The sequence below is a fragment of the Micromonospora parva genome, assembly GCF_040649675.1.
Lineage (GTDB): Bacteria > Actinomycetota > Actinomycetes > Mycobacteriales > Micromonosporaceae > Micromonospora > Micromonospora parva.
Genome location: NZ_JBEZFX010000004.1, coordinates 73342 through 94560, shown reverse-complemented (window position 1 = coordinate 94560; position 21219 = coordinate 73342). Strand labels below are relative to the sequence as shown.

At 73.3% G+C, this 21219-nt stretch carries 16 protein-coding genes; 12 read left to right on the top strand and 4 right to left on the bottom strand.

The window, feature by feature from the left end; genetic code table 11:
• Positions 1–68 precede the first annotated feature (68 nt).
• The 3 genes from hisI to AB0C03_RS11645 are packed head-to-tail and all read left to right on the top strand — an operon-like array spanning position 69 to position 2696.
• Complete coding sequence (hisI, locus tag AB0C03_RS11655; protein ID WP_030334436.1) at positions 69–503, top strand: phosphoribosyl-AMP cyclohydrolase; 435 nt, start codon at positions 69–71, stop codon at positions 501–503.
• Positions 500–2053, top strand: coding sequence for an anthranilate synthase component I (locus AB0C03_RS11650; protein ID WP_030334434.1), 1554 nt, complete (start codon positions 500–502; stop codon positions 2051–2053). Before hisI ends, AB0C03_RS11650 begins: the two co-directional genes overlap by 4 nt.
• 55 nt (positions 2054–2108) lie before the next feature.
• Entirely contained in the window at positions 2109–2696 is a 588-nt protein-coding gene (locus AB0C03_RS11645; protein WP_030334432.1) for a Trp biosynthesis-associated membrane protein, read from the top strand.
• Positions 2697–2723: 27 nt separating this feature from the next.
• Here AB0C03_RS11645 and AB0C03_RS11640 read toward each other — a convergent pair whose 3' ends face one another.
• On the bottom strand, positions 2724–2993 hold the full coding sequence (locus tag AB0C03_RS11640) for a hypothetical protein (protein WP_030334430.1): 270 nt from the start codon (positions 2991–2993) through the stop codon (positions 2724–2726).
• A gap of 485 nt (positions 2994–3478) precedes the next feature.
• Here AB0C03_RS11640 and trpC point away from each other — a divergent pair, with 485 nt between their 5' ends.
• From trpC to trpA, 3 genes are read left to right on the top strand one after another with little or no spacing between them, the layout of a single operon-like run.
• On the top strand, positions 3479–4282 hold the full coding sequence (gene trpC / locus AB0C03_RS11635) for an indole-3-glycerol phosphate synthase TrpC (RefSeq protein WP_030334428.1): 804 nt from the start codon (positions 3479–3481) through the stop codon (positions 4280–4282).
• Positions 4283–4320: 38 nt separating this feature from the next.
• Positions 4321–5559, top strand: coding sequence for a tryptophan synthase subunit beta (gene trpB, locus AB0C03_RS11630; RefSeq protein ID WP_030334426.1), 1239 nt, complete (start codon positions 4321–4323; stop codon positions 5557–5559).
• Between the two features lies 1 nt (position 5560).
• A complete protein-coding gene (gene trpA, locus AB0C03_RS11625) occupies positions 5561–6364 on the top strand; it encodes a tryptophan synthase subunit alpha (protein ID WP_357636363.1) in 804 nt (267 codons plus the stop codon).
• Positions 6365–6502: 138 nt separating this feature from the next.
• Here the strand turns inward: trpA and AB0C03_RS11620 are convergent, their stop codons facing one another.
• Positions 6503–7177: an NUDIX hydrolase gene (locus AB0C03_RS11620; protein WP_357636360.1), complete on the bottom strand. Its 675-nt coding sequence runs from the start codon at positions 7175–7177 to the stop codon at positions 6503–6505.
• 102 nt (positions 7178–7279) lie between these two features.
• Here AB0C03_RS11620 and lgt point away from each other — a divergent pair, with 102 nt between their 5' ends.
• A complete protein-coding gene (gene lgt / locus AB0C03_RS11615; RefSeq protein WP_357636357.1) occupies positions 7280–8458 on the top strand; it encodes a prolipoprotein diacylglyceryl transferase in 1179 nt (392 codons plus the stop codon).
• A gap of 15 nt (positions 8459–8473) precedes the next feature.
• Complete coding sequence (locus AB0C03_RS11610) at positions 8474–9661, top strand: FAD-dependent oxidoreductase (RefSeq protein ID WP_030334418.1); 1188 nt, start codon at positions 8474–8476, stop codon at positions 9659–9661.
• Between the two features lie 36 nt (positions 9662–9697).
• Here AB0C03_RS11610 and AB0C03_RS11605 read toward each other — a convergent pair whose 3' ends face one another.
• Entirely contained in the window at positions 9698–10543 is an 846-nt protein-coding gene (locus tag AB0C03_RS11605) for a GNAT family N-acetyltransferase (protein WP_357636354.1), read from the bottom strand.
• Between the two features lie 144 nt (positions 10544–10687).
• Here AB0C03_RS11605 and gltB point away from each other — a divergent pair, with 144 nt between their 5' ends.
• The 3 genes from gltB (at position 10688) to AB0C03_RS11590 (ending at position 18503) form a co-directional block, all read left to right on the top strand.
• Positions 10688–15400 carry a glutamate synthase large subunit gene (gene gltB, locus AB0C03_RS11600; protein WP_357636351.1) on the top strand — a complete coding sequence of 1571 codons (4713 nt, stop codon included), beginning with the start codon at positions 10688–10690 and terminating at the stop codon, positions 15398–15400.
• A complete protein-coding gene (locus AB0C03_RS11595; RefSeq protein ID WP_357636348.1) occupies positions 15393–16928 on the top strand; it encodes a glutamate synthase subunit beta in 1536 nt (511 codons plus the stop codon). Before gltB ends, AB0C03_RS11595 begins: the two co-directional genes overlap by 8 nt.
• Positions 16929–17102: 174 nt before the next feature.
• A complete protein-coding gene (locus AB0C03_RS11590) occupies positions 17103–18503 on the top strand; it encodes an MFS transporter (RefSeq protein WP_357636346.1) in 1401 nt (466 codons plus the stop codon).
• Between the two features lie 91 nt (positions 18504–18594).
• On the opposite strand, the gene AB0C03_RS11585 is transcribed toward AB0C03_RS11590, so the two are convergent.
• The gene (locus AB0C03_RS11585) at positions 18595–20145 is read right to left on the bottom strand and encodes a M1 family metallopeptidase (RefSeq protein ID WP_435823369.1); all 1551 of its coding nucleotides are present in this window, start codon (positions 20143–20145) and stop codon (positions 18595–18597) included.
• A gap of 184 nt (positions 20146–20329) precedes the next feature.
• Between AB0C03_RS11585 and AB0C03_RS11580 the strand changes: the two genes are divergently transcribed.
• Positions 20330–21127 (top strand): SGNH/GDSL hydrolase family protein, encoded by a 798-nt coding sequence (locus AB0C03_RS11580; RefSeq protein WP_030334407.1) that lies wholly within the window; start codon positions 20330–20332, stop codon positions 21125–21127.
• Positions 21128–21219 lie beyond the last annotated feature (92 nt).

The following is a 21219-nucleotide window of genomic DNA, read 5'->3' as shown; positions in this document are numbered from 1 at the left end:
GGCCCTCGCCTCAGCCCTGGCGGGAGCGGTCGGCGGTGCCCGCGCCGCGTGCGGGAGAATTGCTCACTGTGCCCGTACCTGACCCGCCGGTGACCGGCGTACCCAGCGACCCGAACGAGCTGGCCGCGCCCGCGCCGGCGCGCCCCTCCCGGCTCGACCCGGCCATCGCGGCCCAGCTGCGCCGCACCGCCGACGGTCTGGTCGCCGCCGTGGTGCGCGCGCACGACTCCGGTGAGGTGCTGATGGTCGCCTGGATGGACGACGAGGCGTTGCACCGCACCCTGACCACCGGCCGGGCCACCTACTGGTCGCGCAGCCGACGCGAATACTGGGTCAAGGGCGCCACCTCAGGGCACCACCAGTACGTGCGGTCGGTCGCCCTGGACTGCGACGGGGACGCGCTGCTGGTGAGCGTGGACCAGGTCGGCGCGGCCTGCCACACCGGCCACCGGACCTGCTTCTTCACCGAGCTGCCCGTCACCGGGACGGAGGCGCACTCATGACCGACGGCTCGCTCAGCCCTGACCTGGCCACTTTCACCGCGTTGGCCGCCGAGTGGCGGGTGGTGCCGGTGACCCGGCGGCTGCTGGCCGACGCGGAGACCCCGGTCGGCGTCTACCGCAAGCTGGCCGGTGGGCCGGGCACGTTCCTGTTGGAATCGGCTGAGCAGGGCGTCGGTTCGGCCGGGATGGCCTGGTCGCGGTACTCGTTCATCGGGGTACGCAGCAGCGCCACCCTGATCGAACGCGACGGCGTGGCGACCTGGCTCGGCCAGCCGCCGAGCGGGCTGCCCACCGAGGGTGACCCGGTGCGGATGTTGCGGGAGACGGTCGCGGCGCTGGCCGGGCCGGTCGGGGACCCGTCCGACGGTCTGCCGCCGTTGACCGGGGGCATGGTCGGCTACCTCGGCTACGACCTGATCCGGCGGTTCGAGCGGTTGCCCGAGCTGACCGAGGACGACCTGGGCGTTCCGATGGTGGGCATGATGCTCGCCACCGACCTGGTGGTGCTCGACCACTACGACGGCTCGGCGATCCTGGTCGCCAACGCGGTGCTGCCGCCGTTGGACGCCCCGGACCGCGCCCCGCAGGTCGCCGCCGCCTACCACCACGCGGTGGGCCGGTTGGACGCCATGACCACGGCGTTGTCCCGGCCCATCCCGCCGATGATCTCCACCGTCGAGCGTCCGCCGGCCGGAGAGGTGCTCTGCCGTACGCCGGAGGGCGGCTACCCGAAGGCGGTGGAGGCGGCCAAGGAGGCGATCCGGGCCGGTGAGTGCTTCCAGATCGTGCTCTCCCAGCGTTTCGAGCGGACGACCCACGCCGACCCGCTGGACGTCTACCGGGTGCTGCGCACCAGCAACCCCAGCCCGTACATGTACCTGTTGCGCTTCGACGGGTTCGACATCGTCGGCTCGTCTCCGGAGGCGCACCTGAAGGTCACCGGCGGCGCGGACGGGCGGCGCCGGGCGTTGCTGCACCCGATCGCCGGCACCCGGCCACGAGGTGGCACCCCCGCCGCCGACGCGGCGCTCGCCGCCGAGCTGCTCGCGGACCCGAAGGAACGGGCCGAGCACGTGATGCTGGTCGACCTCGGCCGCAACGATCTGGGGCGGGTCTGCCAGCCCGGCAGCGTGGAGGTGCCCGAGTTCGCGACCATCGAGCGGTACAGCCACGTCATGCACATCGTCTCCACCGTCACCGGCACGTTGCGTGACGACCAGAGCGCCTTCGACGCGTTGGCGGCGACCTTCCCGGCCGGCACGCTCTCCGGGGCACCCAAGGTGCGCGCCATGGAGATCATCGAGGAGTTGGAGCCGGTTCGTCGTGGTCTCTACGGCGGCACCGTCGGCTATTTCGGCTTCGGCGGCGACCTGGACATGGCGATCGCCATCCGGACCGCGCTGATCCGCGACGGCCGCGCCTACGTGCAGGCCGGGGCGGGTGTGGTCGCCGACTCGGACCCGGCCGCCGAGGATCAGGAGACGCGGAACAAGGCAGCGGCCGTGCTGGCCGCGATCGCGGCCGCCGAGACCCTCCGGCCCGCTCGGTGAGCGCGAGGAGTGCAGCGCAGCGGAGCCCCGCAGTCGCGAACGAAAGGCAGACTCAGTGAGTGGGGAGCGGGCCGTCGTGGGCCGGCGGGCGTTGACGTACGCCGTGCTGCTCTGCCTGGCCGGCGCGGGCCTGGCGCTGTGGGCGGCCACGCGGAGTTGGTCGGTCGAGTTGTCGGTACGTCCGGCGCCGCTGCCGCCGGTGCGCGACACGCGCAGCGGTGCGAGTCTGCTGCCCTGGCTGCCGGCGTTGGCGCTGGTGACCCTGGCCGGGGGTGGTGCGGTGCTGGCCACCCGGGGCCGCCTGCGGCGGGCACTGGGTGTGCTGCTCGGCGTGCTCGGCCTGGCCGTGGTGGCCGGCGGCGGGTACGGGCTGGTGGCCGACGTGGGCGGCGCGGTGAGCCGGCAGTGGCCGGCGCTCTGCCTGCTGGGCGGTCTGCTGGCCGCGGTGGGCGGCTGGTGGACGGCGTTGCGGGGCGGTGAGTGGCCGGCGATGGGCGCCCGGTACGAACGTCCGGCGCGGACCACTGCGCAGGCGGCGTCGGCGCAGGGTGACCCGGCCGGGTCGTCGACCCCGTTGGCGGGGCGGCGGACCACCGAGGCGTGGGACGCGCTGGACCGGGGCGAGGATCCGACGGCCGACTGACGCGGTGGGCGCGGCGGTCGGCGGCTGTCAGCCGACCGGCTGGCGCTCCCACTCGGCGCGGCGACTCGCGGCGCGGGCGGCGGTCAGTTCGGCGACCAGGCGGTTGAGTTCCGCGCGCTGGTCGGCGCGGGCCCGGTCGGCGCAGACCGCCTCCCAGGCGTTGCCCCGTGCCGTCCGCATCCGTGCCTCGCCCACCACGGCCCGTTCCACGGTGTGCACGACCCCGACGGCGAGTGACGCGACCGTCCGCGAGATGGTGGTCAGTCCGATGGTCGGGTGCGGTTCGGAAATGCTCATGGTCACCTCGCACGAGGAGTTGTGGCGTGGGGCAGGCGCGCCATCGAGTCTGCCCGAGGACGATGCTGGCCCGTCGACGTTTCGCCGGGGTGACCGCCCGGTCAACTGTCCCGCCTCGGTCGTGACCTGGGACCGGCCGTTCGGCCTTGAGCTTGCTCACAGCATCGATCGATATCGTTGCCGTCGGGCGGCGGGCGGCAACTGGTGGCATGATCGATGGATCGGCCCGGTCCGACTGCGGCCGTCAGGCTCCCTACCGCGTGACGGTGGTCGATACCGGAGGTGGCGCTGCGTGACAACCCATTCACGGCAGGTCGGCCATTATGCCGCAGCCCTTTTCGTGAGCAGCGCCATACCCCCGGCGTCCGGCGTCGGTCGGCTGCCCCTAGCATCGGCCCATGACGCCCGGAGAGGGGAGTCCGTTCGTGACTGCTGAGCATGCGCACGCGGAGGGGGACGAGGCCGGCCAGGCAGCGTCCGTAAGCGTGCTCGACGAGATTCTGGCCGGCGTGCGTGAAGACGTCGCCCGACGCCAGGAGCAGGTTCCGCTGGAGCGGATCCGTGAACTGGCTGCGGCGGCGCCGCCGCCCATGGACGCGTACGCGGCGCTGCGTAAGCCCGGCGTGGCCGTGATCGCCGAGGTGAAGCGTTCGTCGCCGTCCAAGGGCCGGCTGGCCGAGATCGCCGATCCGGCCGATCTCGCCGTCGACTACGCGGCCGGTGGGGCGCGGGCGATCAGCGTGCTGACCGAGGGGCGCTGGTTCGGCGGTTCGTTGGACGACCTGGCGGCGGTCCGTGCCGCGGTCACCGTGCCGGTGCTGCGCAAGGACTTCGTGGTCTCCAGCTATCAGATCCACGAGGCCCGCGCGCACGGCGCCGACCTGGTCCTGCTGATCGTCGCCGCACTCGAGCAGAACGTCCTGATGGGTCTGCTGGAGCGGATCGAGTCGCTGGGCATGACCGCTCTGGTCGAGGTGCACGACGAGGAGGAGGCCGACCGCGCGCTGGAGGCCGGCGCGCAGGTGATCGGGGTCAACGCCCGTGACCTGCGTACCCTGGAGGTTGACCGGTCGGTGTTCGAGCGGATCGCGCCCGGTCTGCCCAGCAGCGTCGTCAAGATCGCCGAATCCGGCGTTCGTGGCCCGCACGACCTGATCCGGTACGCCTCCGCGGGCGCCGACGCGGTCCTCGTGGGCGAGGGCCTGGTCACTCAGAAGAGCCCCCGCGAGGCGGTCGCCGAGTTGGTCAACGCCGGCAACCACCCGGCAACGCCCCGGCCGGTGCGCTGACCCCGCGCCGACCTGACGTACCACCGAGAGGATTCCCGATGAGCGCCGACGCGCTGGCCCCGGTGGCCGGCCCGCAGCCCGACTCCGCCGGTCACTTCGGCCGCTTCGGCGGCCGGTTCGTTCCCGAGGCCCTGGTGGCCGCGTTGGACGAGCTCGACGGGGCGTGGCGTACGGCGATGGCGGACGAGTCCTTCCGGGCCGAGTTCGGCGCGCTGCTGCGCGACTACGCCGGCACACCGTCGCTGCTCTACGAGGCCCGGCGGTTCTCGGCGAAGGTCGGCGCGCGGGTGCTGCTCAAGCGCGAGGACCTCAACCACACGGGCGCGCACAAGGTGCGCAACGTGCTCGGCCAGGCGCTGCTCACCAAGCGGATGGGCAAGACCCGGGTGATCGCGGAGACCGGTGCCGGTCAGCACGGTGTCGCCACCGCGACCGCCGCCGCCCTGTTCGACCTCGAGTGCGTGGTCTACATGGGCGAGGTCGACACCGAGCGGCAGGCGCTCAACGTGGCCCGGATGCGGATGCTCGGCGCGACGGTCGTTCCGGTCACCAATGGTTCGCGCACCCTCAAGGACGCGATGAACGAGGCGATGCGCGACTGGGTGGCCAACGTCGACGAGACGCACTACCTGATCGGCACCGCCGCGGGCCCGCACCCGTTCCCGGCGATGGTGCGCGACTTCGTCCGGGGTATCGGTGACGAGGCCCGCCAGCAGTGCCTGGACCTCACCGGTGGGCTGCCGGACGCCGTCACCGCCTGCGTCGGCGGCGGCTCCAACGCGCTCGGCATCTTCCACGCGTTCGTGGGTGATCAGGCGGTGCGGCTGTACGGCTTCGAAGCCGGCGGCGACGGGGTGGCCACCGGCCGGCACGCGGCGAGCATCACCGGCGGGTCCGCCGGGGTGCTGCACGGCACCCGCACCTTCGTGCTGCAGGACGCCGACGGGCAGACCCTGGAGTCGCATTCGATCTCCGCCGGCCTGGACTACCCCGGTGTCGGGCCGGAGCACGCGTGGCTGCACGACACCGGCCGGGCGAGCTACCTGCCGGTCACCGACGACGAGGCGATGGCCGCCTTCGAGCTCCTCTGCCGCACCGAGGGCATCATCCCGGCGATCGAGAGCGCCCACGCGCTCGCCGGCACCGTCGCGCTGGCCCCGAAGCTCGCCGCCGAGCTGGGCCGGGAGCCCACCATCGTGGTCAACCTGTCCGGGCGGGGCGACAAGGACGTGCACACCGCCGGCGACTACTTCGGCATCCTCGACAAGGAGCGGTGAGATGAGCCGGATCGGGGTGGCCTTCGACAAGGCCCGCGCCGACGGACGGGCACTGCTGGTCGGCTGCATGCCGGCCGGGTTCCCGACCGTCGAGGGCAGCATCGCCGCGATGACCGCCATGGTCGAGGCCGGCGTTGACGTCATCGAGGTGGAGATCCCCTACTCCGACCCGGTGATGGACGGTCCGGTGATCCAGCGGGCCAGTGACATCGCGCTGGCCGGGGGCGTACGCACCGCGGACACGATGCGCATCATCGAGGCGGTGGCGGCGACCGGTGCCCCGGTGGTCACCATGACCTACTGGAACCCGGTCGAGCGGTACGGCGTGGACGTCTTCGCCCGTGACCTCGCCTCGGCCGGCGGCACCGGCCTGATCACCCCGGACCTCATCCCCGACGAGGCCGACGAGTGGCTGGCCGCCTCGGACGCGCACGGTTTGGACCGCACGTTCCTGATCTCGCCGTCGTCCACTGACGCCCGGCTGGCGATGACGGTGCGGCACTGCCGCGGCTTCGTCTACGCGACCGCCGTGATGGGGGTGACCGGTGCGCGGGCGCGTACCTCCGACGCCGCCCCGACGCTGGTGTCGCGGGCCCGCGCGGTGACCGACCTGCCGGTCGGTGTCGGCCTTGGTGTGGGCACCGGCGCGCAGGCCGGCACCGTCGCCGGTTACGCCGACGGGGTGATCGTGGGCAGCGCGTTGATCCGGTGCCTGCTCGACGCGCCCACCGAGGCGGAGGGGCTGGCCGCCCTGCGTACCCTCAGCGCCGAGCTGGCCGAGGGCGTCCGTAACCCCACCCGCTGAGCCCGCCCTCGACGACCCCTCGCCGCTCGCGGCGGCCGTCCGCGCCGCGTGGGGGCATTTTGCCTGTCGCTCATTCGCATGAGGCGGCGGCGAAGGTGTCTGCGGGCACGCGACGAAGCTCGGAACGGTTGCTGCTTGTCAGGGGTGCAGGGACGGGTTCGCGGCCTCGCCGCGTTGCTCCGGCGGCTGCCCCGCCCCCGGATGCCCGTCCTGGCCGGTGCCGGGCCGCTGCCCGTCCTGGCTGGTCCCGGGCGACTGCCTGTCCTGGCTGGTCCGCGGCGGCTGCGTGCCCTGGTCGGCTGGCGGCCGGCCCTCCTCGGCGGGCCGAGCCGCCGGGAGTGACGCGGGGTCGGCGGTGTCGGGTGCCCAGGGGACGTCGCGGAGCACCCCGGAGCGGCCGGCGGTCGCGTCGGTGACGGCGGCCCGGGTGAGTGGGGTGACCACCGCGGGCAGCGCGTCGGGGGAGTGCCAGGACAACCGGCAGCCCGGCGGTGGGTCGCAGGCGGGTCGGACCCCGGCCGCGCGGGCCCGGAACACGTGCGCGAGGACGTCCGGCAGCGGCCCGGCGCGTCCGGCGGCGGCCACCCCGGCCGGGCCGGCAAGGTGGTAGACGCCGACCAGGTCGACCAGTTCGATGTCCCAGCCGGTCTCCGCGCGGATGTCCCGGAGGGCGGCCCGCACCGGGCCCTCGGCCGGACGCAGCCGCCCGCCGGGCAACGCGTAGCGGCGGGTGCCCCGGCCCTGCTGGCAGAGCAGCACCCGACCGGTGTCGTCGGTGACGACCGCGGCGACCGCCCAGGTGAGCGCGCTCATGGACAAAGAGCCTACGACGGTGCAAACCAGAAGTCATCGGGATGCGCGCTCCCGCCGCCCGGGGTGCCGCTGCGGGGGTGTGCAGCGGTAGCGTGTGCACCCGTGACCCTCGCCTCGCTCTCTCCCCAGGCGGCCCTGCCCAGTCCCAGCACCGCGGTCTGGCAGCTCGGGCCGGTGCCGATCCGGGCCTACGCGCTCTGCATCATCGCCGGCATCGTGCTGGCCTGCTGGGTGACGGAGCGTCGGCTGCGGCAACGCGGCGTCGCGCCCGGCGCGGTGCTCGACATCGCCGTCTGGGCGGTGCCCGCGGGCATCATCGGCGCCCGGATCTACCACGTGATCACCTCACCCGAGAAGTACTTCGGCGCCGGTGGGGACCCGATGAAGGCGTTCGCCATCTGGGAGGGCGGTCTCGGCATCTGGGGTGCTGTCGCCGGTGGGGCGGTCGGCGCGTGGATCGCCGCCCGGCAACTCGGCATTCCGTTCAGCGTGGTGGCCGACGCGCTGGCCCCCGGGCTGCCGCTGGCCCAGGCGGTCGGCCGGGTCGGCAACTGGTTCAACAACGAACTCTTCGGTGCCCGGACCACACTGCCGTGGGGTCTGGAGATCCATCGGATGGACCCGGACAACCCGGGCCACGCGCTGCGTGACGACGCCGGGCAGCCCATCCTCGAACCGGGCCTCTACCAGCCCACCTTCCTCTACGAGGCGCTGTGGAACCTCGGCGTGGTGGCCCTGGTGCTCGTCCTCGACCGCCGGCTCAAGCTGGGCCGGGGCCGGGCGTTCGCGCTCTACGTGATGGGTTACACCGCCGGCCGGTTCTGGATCGAGCTGATGCGCACCGACGAGGCCAACCAGATCCTCGGCGTACGCCTCAACGTCTGGACCGCCGCCCTGGTCTTCCTCGGTGCCCTGATCTACTTCGTCCGGGTGCGCGGCCCTCGGGACTACCTGATCCCGCTGGGCGCGGCGACGACGACCCCGCCCCCCACCTCCGACCTCTCCCAGGTCGACCTCTCCGAGCGGGAGACCCCCGCGCGGGCCGCCGCGCCGGAGGGTTACCGGGTGGTGAGCGAGGAGCAGTACGCCGCCTGGCGGGACACCGGCGTCGTACCGCCGACGAGCGCCGACGACTCCCGGCCGGACGACGGCGAGCCGTCCGGCGACACGGTTCCCGCCGACGTCGCGTCGCGCGACGACGAGCCGACGGACGAGCCGTCCGCAGAGCGCACCGAGCGGGCCGACGCCACTGGCGCGCGTCCCGCCGACCGGGACAGCTGAGCGGAGGCGGCACCGATGCGAAGCGCGGTGGTGGTCGGCGCAGGGGTCGGTGGCCTCGCGGTGGCCGGCGCGCTGGCCCGTTCCGGCTGGCAGGTCACAGTGTTGGAACGCGCCGAACGGGTTCGCCCCGAGCCGACCGCCGTGGTGCTCTGGCCCAACGGTGTCCGCGCGCTGCAGGCCCTCGGTCTCGGCGCCGGGCTGGCCGCCATCGCCACCCCGTTGCCCGACGGTGGCGTCCGTCGCCCGGACGGGCACTGGCTGGTGCAGCCCCGGCCGATCCCGGCCGACCGGATGCCGGTGGTGGTGCACCGGGAGGACCTGCACGACGCGTTGATCGCCGGCCTCGGTGACCGGGTCGAGCTGCGGACCGGGGTGACGGTGCGCCACGTCCGTGTCGAGCCGGGCGAGCGACCGGGCGTCAGCGACGGGCGGCACACCATCGAGGCCGATCTGGTGGTCGCCGCCGACGGCACGGACAGCGGCATCCGCCGCCAACTCGCACCCGAGTCCCGGGTGGTCAGCTCCGGGTGCGCCGCCTGGCGGGCCGTCATCCCCTGGTACCAGGCCCCTCGACTCCCCGACGACCAGCCGTTGGCCGGTGAGATTCTCGGCGCGGGTTACCGGTTCGTGGCCGCGTCGCTGGGTGAGCGCGGTTCCTCGGGCGGGTCCAGCCGTGGCGGCATCTACTGGGTGGCCACCGCCGCCGGCGCGCCACGCCCGGAACCACCGGAGACCCAGCTCGCCCTGCTGCGCCGCTGGTACGCGGACTGGCCGGCGCCGGTCGGCGCGCTCCTCGAGGCCACCAACCCGGCCGACCTGGTCCAGCAGGAAGTTCGCGAGCTGCGCCCGCTGCCCCGGGCGTACGGCTTTCCGGTCGGTCCAGGTGGGGTGGTGCTGCTCGGCGACGCGGCGCACGCCATGCCGCCGCACCTCGGGCAGGGCGCCTGCCTCGCGTTCGAGGACGCCGCCACCCTCTCCTCGCTGCTGCGGGAGGCGCGGCTGCCCGACGCCGTCGTGGCGTACGACCGGGTGCGCCGTCCCCGGGCCGCGACGGTGGTCCGGCAGACCCGGCGGATGTCGGCGGTGCTGCAGACCCGGGGCCGGCTGGCGCTGCGCGCCCGGGACGCCGCCCTCGGCACGATCAACTCGCGGTTGCTCTCCAGCGCCGCCGCCTCCGCCGCGCAGTGGCGGCCACCGACCTGACCTCGGTCGCCGGGCAGGGCAGGCGGGCGCGGCGGGTCAGGAGATGAGGGCGGCGGGTTCGGCGATGCAGGCGGTGCCGATGCGGCGGAAGCCGACCCGCAGGTAGACCCGCGCGATCTCCTCGCTGCCGGCGGAGAGGAAGACCAGGTCGGTGCCGGCGGCCAGCAGTTCCCGGGCCAGGGTGGCGGTGAGCGCGGCACCCAGCCCGCGTCGCCGGGCGGACGGCAGGGTGGCCACCCCGGCGATCTCCGCGACGTCGTCCACCCGCATCGCCATGCCGCTGGCCAGCGCGCCCTCGGTCGGCGTGCCGGCCAGCGCGGAGATCCGCCGGCCGTCGGCGATCCGGGCGCGCTCCTCGTCGAGCGCGGCCAGTTCGAGTTCGGTGACGGCGGCGTCGCGCTCGGCCGGGCCGGCCTCACCGCGCGCGGTGCCGGCGGCGGCGAACGACACCGCTGCCACCGCACGCCGGGCGGCGACATCGGCGGCGAAGCCGGGGGAGTCCGCCGCCAGCACCCGCACCGCCGCGTCGGACAGCGTCGCCGGGTCGGGCAGCGCGCTGGGGTCGAGCACCATCAGCGGCGCCTCCAGCACGTTCAGCCCCGCCGAGCGGGCCACCGCCAGCAGCTCGGGCGTCGTCTCGTGCACCCACTCGAAGGCTTCCGGCAGACCCAGCTTCCGCTGGCGCTCGCGGACCGACGTCACGTCGGCGAGCGACGGCGGCTCGGTGGCGTCGATGCGCGGGCGGGCGTAGAACGGCCACCCGGCGCCATCGCGGACGAACAGCACCAGCCCACCATGCTCCTCCGCACCGGCGGCGTCGCGGGGCACCGCGTCGTAGAAGCGTTCCAACCGGTCGAAGACGTGCTTGTGTAGCGGATCCACCGCGCGAGACTACACGTCCCAGCCAGTGGACGGTGTGATCAATCTCGGGTGGCCGTGCGACCCCGGCCCTAACGTAGACTCAATAGACCCACGGGCCGACGTCGTCCCCATCATGATCCAACCTGAGTGACGACAGGAGGCCCGGTGGCTCAGCCGTACGCGGACACAGCACAGCCGCACCCGCACAGCCCGCAGGCGTCCCCGACGCCCCACCCCCGTCCGGCCGCCCAGGGCCTCTACGACCCAGCGCAGGAGCACGATGCCTGCGGCGTGGCCTTCGTGGCGGACCTGCACGGCCGGCGTTCCCACTCGGTCGTCGCCAACGGGCTCGGCGCGCTCTGTCGGCTGGACCACCGGGGCGCCCGCGGCGCGGAACCGAACACCGGCGACGGCGCCGGCATCATGATCCAGGTGCCCGACGCGTTCCTGCGCGCGGTGGCCGACGTCGCGCTTCCCCCGGCGGGCGAGTACGCCACCGGGCTGGTGTTCCTTCCCGACGACGATGCCGCCGAGGCGCGTGCCCGGCGGGTGGTCGAGAAGTACGCGCTGGTCGAGGGCGCCGATCTGCTCGGCTGGCGGGACGTGCCGACCGACGCGGGTGACCTGGGCGAGACCGCCCTGGCGGCGATGCCCCGGGTCCGGCAGATCTTCCTGGCCGCGCACCGGCTGACCGACGCGCCCGGCGGGCCGGCCGGCTCCCCGCTGCGCGGCATCGAGCTGGACCGGGTGGCGTTCTGTCTGCGCAAGCAGGCCGAACGGGAGACCGCCGAGCGGGGCGTTCCGGCGTACTTCCCGTCGCTGTCCAGCCGCACCATGGTCTACAAGGGCATGCTCACGCCGGACCAGTTGCCGGCGTTCTATCCCGACCTGCGCGACGAGCGGGTGGAGAGCGCCATCGCGCTGGTGCACTCCCGCTTCTCCACCAACACCTTCCCGTCCTGGCCGCTGGCGCACCCGTACCGGTTCATCGCCCACAACGGCGAGATCAACACGATCCGGGGCAACCGCAACTGGATGCAGGCCCGTGAGGCGCTGCTGCGCTCGCCGAACGTGCCGGGCAACATCCGGCGGATCTTCCCGGTCTGCACGCCCGCCGCCTCCGACTCGGCGAACTTCGACGAGGTCCTGGAGCTGCTGCACCTGGCCGGGCGGAGCCTGCCGCACGCGGTGCTCATGATGATTCCGGAGGCCTGGGAGAACGACCCCGGGATGGACCCGGCCAAGCGTGCCTTCTACCGCTTCCACGCCAGCCTGATGGAGCCGTGGGACGGTCCGGCCTCGGTGGCGTTCACCGACGGCGAGATCGTCGGCGCGGTGCTGGACCGCAACGGGCTGCGCCCGGGGCGCTGGTGGCAGACCGACGACGGGCTCGTGGTGCTCGGCTCAGAGGCGGGCGTCCTCGACCTCGACCCGGCCCACGTGGTCGCGAAGGGGCGGCTCCAGCCGGGCCGGATGTTCCTGGTCGACACCGTGGCCGGGCGGATCGTGCACGACGAGGAGATCAAATCCGAGTTGGCCGCCGCCGAGCCGTACGGCGAGTGGCTGCACGCCGGGCTGATCGAGCTGAACGACCTGCCGGCCCGCGAGCACACCGTCTACACGCACGACTCGGTGCGCCGCCGGCAGCAGACCTTCGGCTACACCGAGGAGGAGCTGAAGATCCTGCTCGCGCCGATGGCCCGCACCGGCGCCGAGCCGCTCGGCTCGATGGGTACGGACACCCCGATCGCGCCGCTGTCGACCCGGCCGCGGCTGCTCTACGACTACTTCCACCAGCTCTTCGCCCAGGTCACCAACCCGCCGCTGGACGCCATCCGCGAGGAGCTGGTGACCAGCCTGGCGTCGACCATCGGGCCGGAGGGCAACCTGCTCGACCCGGGCGCGGCGAGCTGTCGGCAGATCGTGCTCCCGCATCCGATCATCGACAACGACGAGCTGGCGAAGATCCTCTCCATCGACGAGGACGGCGACCTGCCCGGCTTCAAGGCGGTGCGGGTCTCCGGGCTCTACCGGATCAGGGAGGGGGCCGCCGGGATCAAGGCACGGCTGACCGAGATCTGCCGGCACGTCTCCGAGGCGATCGAGGACGGCGTGCGCATCCTGGTGCTCTCCGACCGGGACTCCAACGCCGACCTGGCACCGATCCCGTCGCTGCTGCTCACCGCCGCCGTGCACCAGCACCTGGTGCGGGAGCAGACACGTACGCAGGCGGCGCTGATCGTCGAGTCCGGCGACTGCCGGGAGGTGCACCACGCGGCGGTGCTGATCGGCTACGGCGCGGCGGCGGTCAACCCGTACCTGGCGTTCGAGTCGGTGGAGGATCTGATCTCCACCGGCGCGCTGGCCGGCATCGAGCCCGTCGCCGCGGTGCGCAACTACGCCAAGGCGCTCGGCAAGGGCGTCCTGAAGATCATGTCCAAGATGGGCATCTCGACGGTCTCCTCGTACTGCGGGGCGCAGGTCTTCGAGGCGGTCGGCCTGGACACCCGGCTGGTCGAGCGTTACTTCCGGGGCACCCCCAGCCGCATCGGCGGGGTGGGTCTCGCGGGCGTGCACACCGAGGTGGCCGCCCGGCACGCGCTGGCCTGGCCGCCGGCCGGCGCGGCGGTCTCCGACCGGCTGGAGGTCGGCGGCGAGTACCAGTGGCGCCGCGAGGGTGAGCTGCACCTGTTCAACCCGGAGACGGTCTTCCTGCTCCAGCACGCCACCCGCAGCCGGCAGTACGACGTGTTCCGCCAGTACACGGCGAAAGTCGACGCGCTCGCCGCGCAGGCCGGTTCGCTGCGCGGGCTGTTCACCCTGCGTACCGGGGTCCGCCCGGCGGTGCCTATCGAGGAGGTCGAGCCGGCCTCCGAGATCGTCAAGCGGTTCGCCACCGGCGCCATGTCGTACGGGTCGATCTCCGCCGAGGCGCACGAGACGCTGGCCATCGCCATGAACCGGCTCGGCGGCAAGTCCAACACCGGTGAGGGCGGCGAGGACGTCGAGCGGCTGCACGACCCGGCCCGCCGTTCGGCGGTCAAGCAGATCGCCAGCGGCCGGTTCGGCGTGACCAGCGAATACCTGGTCAACGCCGACGACCTCCAGATCAAGATGGCGCAGGGCGCCAAGCCCGGCGAGGGTGGCCAACTGCCCGGCAACAAGGTCTGGCCGTGGATCGCGCGGACCCGGCACGCCACGCCTGGCGTTGGCCTGATCTCCCCGCCGCCGCACCACGACATCTACTCGATCGAGGACCTGGCGCAGCTCGTCCACGACCTGAAGTGCGTCAACCCGGCCGCCCGGGTGCACGTCAAGCTGGTCAGCGAGGTGGGTGTCGGCACGGTCGCTGCCGGCGTGGCCAAGTTGAAGGCCGACGTCATCCTCATCTCCGGGCACGACGGCGGCACGGGCGCGTCTCCGCTGAACTCGCTCAAGCACGCCGGCACCCCGTGGGAGCTGGGGCTGGCCGAGGCCCAGCAGACGCTGCTGCTCAACAAGCTGCGTGACCGGGTCACCGTGCAGGTCGACGGTCAGCTCAAGACCGGCCGGGACGTGCTGATCGCGGCGCTGCTCGGCGCGGAGGAGTTCGGCTTCGCGACCGCGCCGCTGATCGTCGAGGGCTGCGTGATGATGCGGGTGTGTCACCTGGACACCTGCCCGGTCGGCATCGCCACGCAGAACCCGGTGCTGCGGGAGCGGTTCACCGGTAAGCCGGAGTTCGTGGAGAACTTCTTCCTCTTCCTCGCCGAGGAGGTCCGGGGGTACCTGGCCGAGCTGGGCTTCCGGTCCATCGAGGAGGCGATCGGGCAGTCCGAGCTGCTCGACGTCGCCCCGGCGGTGACGCACTGGAAGGCGCACGGACTGGACCTGGCACCCGTCCTGCACCTGCCCGAACTGCCGGCCGGCGCGGCCCGGCGCGGGGTCCGGGCGCAGGACCACGGCCTGGAGCACGCCCTCGACAACGAGCTGATCGCGCTGGCCCGCCCGGCGCTGTCCGAGGGCGCGCCGGTGCGGGTCGAGGTGGCGGTACGCAACGAGCACCGCAGCGTCGGCGCGATGCTCGGCGGGGAGGTGACCCGCCGTTTCGGGGGTGCCGGCCTGCCCGAGGACACCATCGAGTTCGTGCTGCACGGCACGGCCGGGCAGTCGTTCGGCGCGTTCCTGCCGCGCGGGGTGACCCTGCGGCTGCACGGCGACGCCAACGACTACGTGGGCAAGGGCCTCTCCGGCGGTCGCCTCATCGTCCGTCCGGACGCCGCCGCGCCGTTCCTCGACGCGGACGCCGCGCCCGGCCAGCGCGCGGAGGACCAGATCATCGCCGGCAACACCATCCTGTACGGGGCCACCGCGGGCGAGGTCTTCCTGCGCGGCCGGGTGGGGGAGCGGTTCGCGGTGCGCAACTCCGGCGCGGTCGCCGTCGTCGAGGGTGTCGGCGACCACGGCTGCGAGTACATGACCGGTGGCACGGTGGTGGTGCTCGGCGCGACCGGCCGGAACTTCGCGGCCGGCATGTCCGGTGGCACGGCGTTCGTGCACCACCTGGACCGGGCCCGCGTCAACGCGGAGCTCGTCGACCTGATGCCGCTGGGCGAGCAGGAGCAGTCGCTGCTGCACGAGCTGGTCCAACGGCACGTGGCCGAGACCGGGTCGGCGGTCGCCGAGGAACTGCTCAAGCGGTGGCCGGAGGCGGTCGCCGAGTTCACCGCCGTGGTGCCCCGCGACTACCGCCGGGTGCTGGAGATCATGCGGGCCGCCGAAGCCGCCGGCCGCGACGTCGACGACGCGGTCATGACAGAACTGACCGCACCCGCTGTGCCGGCGATGCCGGTGCCGCCCGCCCCGCGGGTGGCTGCCCAGGAGGTGGCACGTGCCTGACCCGAACGGTTTCCTGCGCTACGACCGGCGACTGCCGGCCCGCCGCCCGGTGCCGGTGCGGATCAGCGACTGGCGGGAGGTCTACCCGCCGGCCGGCGAGGACCTCATCCGCGAGCAGGCCACCCGGTGCATGGACTGCGGCATCCCGTTCTGTCACGACGGCTGCCCGCTGGGCAACCGCATCCCGGACTGGAACGACCTGGTGCGCACCGGCAACTGGGACGCCGCTGTGGAGTCGCTGCACGCCACCAACAACTTCCCGGAGTTCACCGGCCGGCTCTGCCCGGCGCCCTGCGAGGCGGCCTGCGTGCTCGGCATCTCCGGCGGTCAACCGGTGACCATCAAGCAGGTCGAGGTGGAGATCGCCGACGCCGCCGCCGCGCGTGGGTTCACCCCCCGCGCCGTGCCGGCGCCGTCGGGCCGGTCGGTCGCCGTCGTCGGCTCCGGGCCCGCCGGCCTCGCCGCCGCCCAGCAGTTGGCCCGCGCCGGTCACGCGGTGACGGTGTACGAGCGCGACGACGCGATCGGTGGTCTGCTCCGGTACGGCATCCCCGACTTCAAGTTGGAGAAGCGGCACATCGACGCCCGGTTGGCGCAGCTCACCGCCGAGGGGGTGCGCTTCCGTACGGGCGTGAACGTCGGGGTGGACGTCACCGCCGAGCAGTTGCGTGCCGAGCACGACGCGGTGCTGCTGGCGTGTGGGGCGTTGCAGGGCCGGGATACCCCGGAGACCCGCGGGCGGGCGCTTCGGGGCGTACACCAGGCGATGGCGCACCTGGTCGCGGCGAATCGCGCGGTCGCCACCGCGACCACCGACCAGCCGGGCGTCGCCGTGACCGGCGAGGGTCGGCCGGGTCGGGCGGTGTTGCCGGACGGCACCCCGATCGACGCGGCCGGCAAGCACGTGGTGATCATCGGTGGTGGGGACACGGCGGCCGACTGCCTCGGGGTGGCGCACCGCCAGGGCGCCGCGGGCGTGCACCAGCTCGACCTGTACCCGCAGCCGCCGCAGGAGCGCGACGAGGCACGGGACCCGTGGCCGACCTGGCCGTGGGTGCTGCGCAGCTACCCGGCGCACGAGGAGGGCGGCGAGCGGGTCTTCGCCGTGGCGGTGCAGGAGTTCGTGGACGACGGCACCGGTCAGGTGCGGGCGGTGCGGATCGCCGAGGTGACGGTGGAGAAGCGCGACGGCCGGCGGATCGTCACGGTGGTGCCGGGCTCCGAGCGGGAGTTGCCGGCCGATCTGGTGCTGTTGGCGATCGGCTTCGAGGGCACCGAGCAGCAGCCGCTGCTGACCCAGTTCGGCGTGGCCCGCAACCCGCGGGGCGCCGTCGACGCCCGCGACGACTGGCAGACCGCCGCCGACGGGGTGTTCGTGGCCGGTGACATGCACCGGGGCGCTTCGCTGATCGTCTGGGCGATCGCCGAGGGGCGGGCGGCGGCCGCCGCCATCCACGGCTATCTGGGTGGTGTCGGTGCCTTGCCGGCCCCGGTGGGCCCGGACGCGCAGGCTCTCGCCGCTCGCTGAGCTGCGGGCGCCCGGCCGGTGCGGCAGGTCCGCTGCCGCACCGGCCGGGTATTCCCGCTGGTGAAGCCGCTCACAAAAGTGGGTAAAAGGGTATAAGCCGGCAAGACTTGTCGGCTGCCGAACCGCGCCGCGATCGGTGTGAATGCTCGTGCTGCCGATCGCTGGAGGGTCGTCGTGGCCAGAGGTGCCACCTTCGCCGCGCTGCGCCACCGCAACTACCGGATCTGGGCGCTCGCCGGCTTCGTCTCCGTCGTCGGCACCTGGATGCAGGTCCTCGGGGTCAACTGGTACGTGCTGAAGGAGACCGGCTCGGCGACGTCAATGGGCTTCGCCGTGCTGCTCCAGGCGGCGCCCACGTTGCTGCTCAGCGTCTGGGGTGGCGTGCTGGCCGACCGGCTGCCCGCCCGCCCGTTGCTGATCGCCGCCCAGGGCGCCCACGCGGCGCTCGCCGCCGGACTGGCGGCGGTCGCCCTGACCGGGGTCGGCGGCCTGCCACTGATCTTCGCGATCTCGCTGGCCACCGGTGCCGTCTCGGCCGTCGAAGGCCCGGTGATGGGGCGCTGGGCGGCAAGCCTCGTCGACCGGGAGACGCTGGGCAACGCCCTGGCGCTCGGTTCGCTCACCAACTCCGCCGGCCGCATCCTCGGCATGAGCCTCGGTGCCGTGGTGGTGGCCGCCGTCGGCCCCGCCCTGCTGTTCGGCATCAACGCGGCCAGCTTCATCGCCGTGGTGGTGGCGCTGTTCGCCGTACGCCAGGGAGCCGTGTCCGCACTCGCGGTGCCCGACGCCGGGCCGAACCGGGGCGGTGTCCGCGCCGGGTTCACCTACCTGCGGGGGCAGCCGGTGCTGCTCCTCGCGCTCGCCCTGTCGTTCGTGCTCGGCAGCCTGGGCCGCAACTACCAGGTGACGATGGCCGCGATGAGCGACGGCCCGCTGCACGCCGGCGCCTCCGGGTACGGCCTGCTGTCGACGGTGTTCGCTGTCGGCACGGTGGTGGGCGCGCTCGTCGCGGCCCGACGGCGATCGCTGGGCTACCGGACGCTTGTCGTCGCCGGCCTGCTCGCCAGCGGGTTGCAGATCGTCGCCGGTCTCGCACCGGGCACCTGGAGCTTCGCCGCGGTGATCCTGCCGATCGCCGCCGCCGCGGTGGTCATCGACACCACCGTCGGCACCCGCGCTCAACTCGACACCGACAGCGCGATGCGGGGGCGGGTGCTCGCCGCCCTGGCGGTCACCGGCTCGGTCTCCGCCGCGGTCGGCGCCCCGCTGCTGGGCTGGCTCGCCGAACACGCCGGGCCCCGTCAGACGCTTGTCCTCGCCGGATCGGCCGCCGCGATCGCCACGGTGGCGGCGAGCGTCGCGCTGGACCGGCAGCGCGCCCGCACGGCTACCCTCGCACTGGTCGTGCCGCGGCCCCGCCATCCGGTACGCCGGGCGGCGTTTCGGGCCGCCCGCATCGTGCGGCCCACCGGGGCGGTCTGTGTGATCGCGCCCGCCGACGCCGGTGCTGTCGCGTCGAACAGGACCCAGCTCAGGGAGCTGGCCACCGCCGGCCCGGCGCCGACATCGCGGTGAGCGCGGCGTCCACCCCACGCCGAGATCCGCGCAACAACAGGAACGTGGCGCCTCCCTGAAGTTGCGCGGATCTTCAGCAGTGGTCGAACCTTCAGTGCGACATCAGGTCGTGGGCCTCGCGGATCTTGGCCCAGGACTTCGGCTCGGTCGGCGCGGCGGCCTTGCGGGCGACGCTGGCCACGTCGGGGCGGCCGGCGGTGAACAGCCAGGTGGTGAACAGGTCGTCCAGGTCCAGACCGGAGATCCGTTCGGCCAGCGCCTGGAACTGCTCGATGGTGGCGTTGCCGTACCGGTGCTCGGCGGTCCACGCCGGCAGGATCTCGAAGAACGCGTCGTCGCCGACGGCCAACCGCAGCTGGTGCAGGGTCATCGCGCCCCGGTCGTAGACGGCGTTGTCGAAGACCCGGGCGGCACCCGGGTCACCGGGCAGCACCTGCCAGAACTCGTCGTCGGCCGGGTAGCTGGCGTAGGTGAAGTCGAAGACCTCCTGGGCGGTGCCCTCGCCCTGCTCCTCCGACCACAGCCACTCGGCGTACGAGGCGAAGCCCTCGTTGAGCCAGATGTTGCGCCACTCGGCCACCGAGACCGAGTCACCGAACCACTGGTGGGCGTTCTCGTGGGCCACCACGTAGGTGTTGGCGCCGCGTCGCCAGAAACCCGGCCCGTACACCGGTCGGGTCTGCGTCTCCAACGCGAAGCTGATGCCGTCCACCGGCCCGGCCACGCCGCCCTGCGCCTCGAACGGGTACGGGCCGAAGATCCCGCTCTCCCAGTCGACGATCTCGGCGGTCCGCTCGATGCTGGCCCGCGCGGCCGGCCCGAGCGCGCCCAACGAGGTGCTGTACGCGTTGATCACCGGCTGGCCGCCCGGTGTGGTGTCGGTGACGATGTCGTACTGGCCGATGGCCATGAAGGCCAGGTAGGTGGCGGTGGGGGTGGTGGTCCGCCAGATCCACCGGGTGCGGTTGCCGGCCTCGGCCGCCGGGGGCCTCGGCTGCACGCCGTTGCTGATCACCTCGACGCCGGTGGGCACCGACACCGAGATGTCGTAGGTGGCCTTGTCCAGTGGGTGGTCGTTGCTCGGGAACCACCACCACGCCGACTCGGGCTCGTTGACGGCGAGCGCGCCGTCGTCGGTGCGCGTCCAGCCGGTGTAGCCGCCGACCAGCGTCTCCGACGGCACGCCGGAGTAGCGCACCACGATGGTGAGCTGCTGACCCCGGGTCACCGTGCGGGCCGGGGTGACCACCAGCTCGTGCGCCCCCGCGGTGCTGGTGGTCGCCGCCCAGCCGTTGACCCGGACCGACTCGACGTCGAGCAGGAAGTCCAGATTGAACGTCGAGAGGTCCTCAGTGGCGGTGGCGAGGATGGTGGTGGTGCCGGTGAGCAGGTCGGTGGCCGGGTCGTAGCGCAGCCGGACGTCGTAGTGCTCGACGTCGTAGCCGCCGTTGCCGTAGTCGGGGAAGTAGCTGTCGCCCAGGCCGGGCGCGCCGGGTTGCGGCGCGGCGGTGACGACCGGCCGGCCCCAGCCCGTCGGGGCCGCCTGGCCGGGGGTGCCGGCGAGCATGGTGCCGGCGGTGGTGAGGGTCAGGGCGGCGGTGGCCGCCGTGAGTGCTCGTCGCACGGGGTGGACTCCCTCCATCGGGGTGTTCGCCTCGTCAACCTAATCGACAACTGTGAACGTCGCCGACCCGCCGCGCGGCGTGGTCGCGCTATTCCATTGATGTCGATGTTTCGATAGCATTACCGCCTGGTAACAACCGTTCCGCCCCTGGCCACGCGCGCGGTCGCAGGATCCCACCACCCCCGTTCTGTGGAGGTCCGTCATGCCCCACCGTCCGCTGGCCCGCGCGCTGGCCGCGTTGGTCGCCGTCCTCACCGCCGCTCTGGGCGCCGTGCTCGTGCCCGGCACCGCGCAGGCCGCCGCCGTCAACTACGTCGCGCTCGGCGACTCGTACTCCTCCGGCGTCGGCGCCGGTCCGTACGATCTGTCCGGCTGCCTGCGCAGTCAGAAGTCGTACGCCCCGCTCTGGGCGGCCGCCCACGGCGTGACCACCTTCAGCTTCCCGGCCTGCGGCGGCGCTGTCACCGCCGACGTGCTCAACAACCAGGTGGGCGCCCTCAGCGCCAGCACCACCCTGGTCACCATCACCATCGGCGGCAACGACGCGGGCTTCGTCAACGTCATCACCAGCTGCCGGTTCGGCAGCACCTCGTCCTGCACCAACGCCGTCAACACGGCGAAGACCTTCGCCACGACGACGCTGCCCGCCCGACTGGACGCGACCTACGCCGCCATCCGCAACCGGGCTCCCAACGCACGCCTGATCGTCCTCGGCTACCCACGCCTGTTCGAGACGAACTCCTGCGGTTGGCTCGCGATGAGCACCTACAAGCGCACCATCCTCAACGAGGCCGCCGACGTGCTCGCCTCGGTCACGTCTGCCCGGGCCACAGCGGCCGGAGCCACCTTCGCCGACACCCGGTCCTCCTTCTCCGGGCACGGCGTCTGCGCCGGCGACCCGTGGATCAACGACGTCTCCGGGATCATCGAGGCCTACCACCCGGACGCCGACGGCTACCGCTACGGGTACCTGCCGGCGCTGAACGCGGTCACCGGCTGACGATTCCGCGCCACCGGATCCAACGCGGATCCGTCCTCGTACCCCCGCACCGGCCGGCGGCCGAGTGTCCCCTGTGGGCGCTCGGCCGTCGG

Excerpts from the sequence above, each read along its gene's own strand:
- AB0C03_RS11620 (WP_357636360.1), bottom strand. The coding sequence starts at position 7,177 with ATGAGCGCGCTCACCTGGGCGGTCGCCGCGGTCGTCACCGACGACACC.
- AB0C03_RS11640 (WP_030334430.1), bottom strand. The coding sequence starts at position 2,993 with ATGAGCATTTCCGAACCGCACCCGACCATCGGACTGACCACCATCTCG.
- AB0C03_RS11580 (WP_030334407.1), top strand. The coding sequence starts at position 20,330 with ATGCCCCACCGTCCGCTGGCCCGCGCGCTGGCCGCGTTGGTCGCCGTC.
- AB0C03_RS11585 (WP_435823369.1), bottom strand. The coding sequence starts at position 20,145 with ATGGAGGGAGTCCACCCCGTGCGACGAGCACTCACGGCGGCCACCGCC.
- trpB (WP_030334426.1), top strand. The coding sequence starts at position 4,321 with ATGAGCGCCGACGCGCTGGCCCCGGTGGCCGGCCCGCAGCCCGACTCC.
- AB0C03_RS11610 (WP_030334418.1), top strand. The coding sequence starts at position 8,474 with ATGCGAAGCGCGGTGGTGGTCGGCGCAGGGGTCGGTGGCCTCGCGGTG.
- trpA (WP_357636363.1), top strand. The coding sequence starts at position 5,561 with ATGAGCCGGATCGGGGTGGCCTTCGACAAGGCCCGCGCCGACGGACGG.
- AB0C03_RS11650 (WP_030334434.1), top strand. The coding sequence starts at position 500 with ATGACCGACGGCTCGCTCAGCCCTGACCTGGCCACTTTCACCGCGTTG.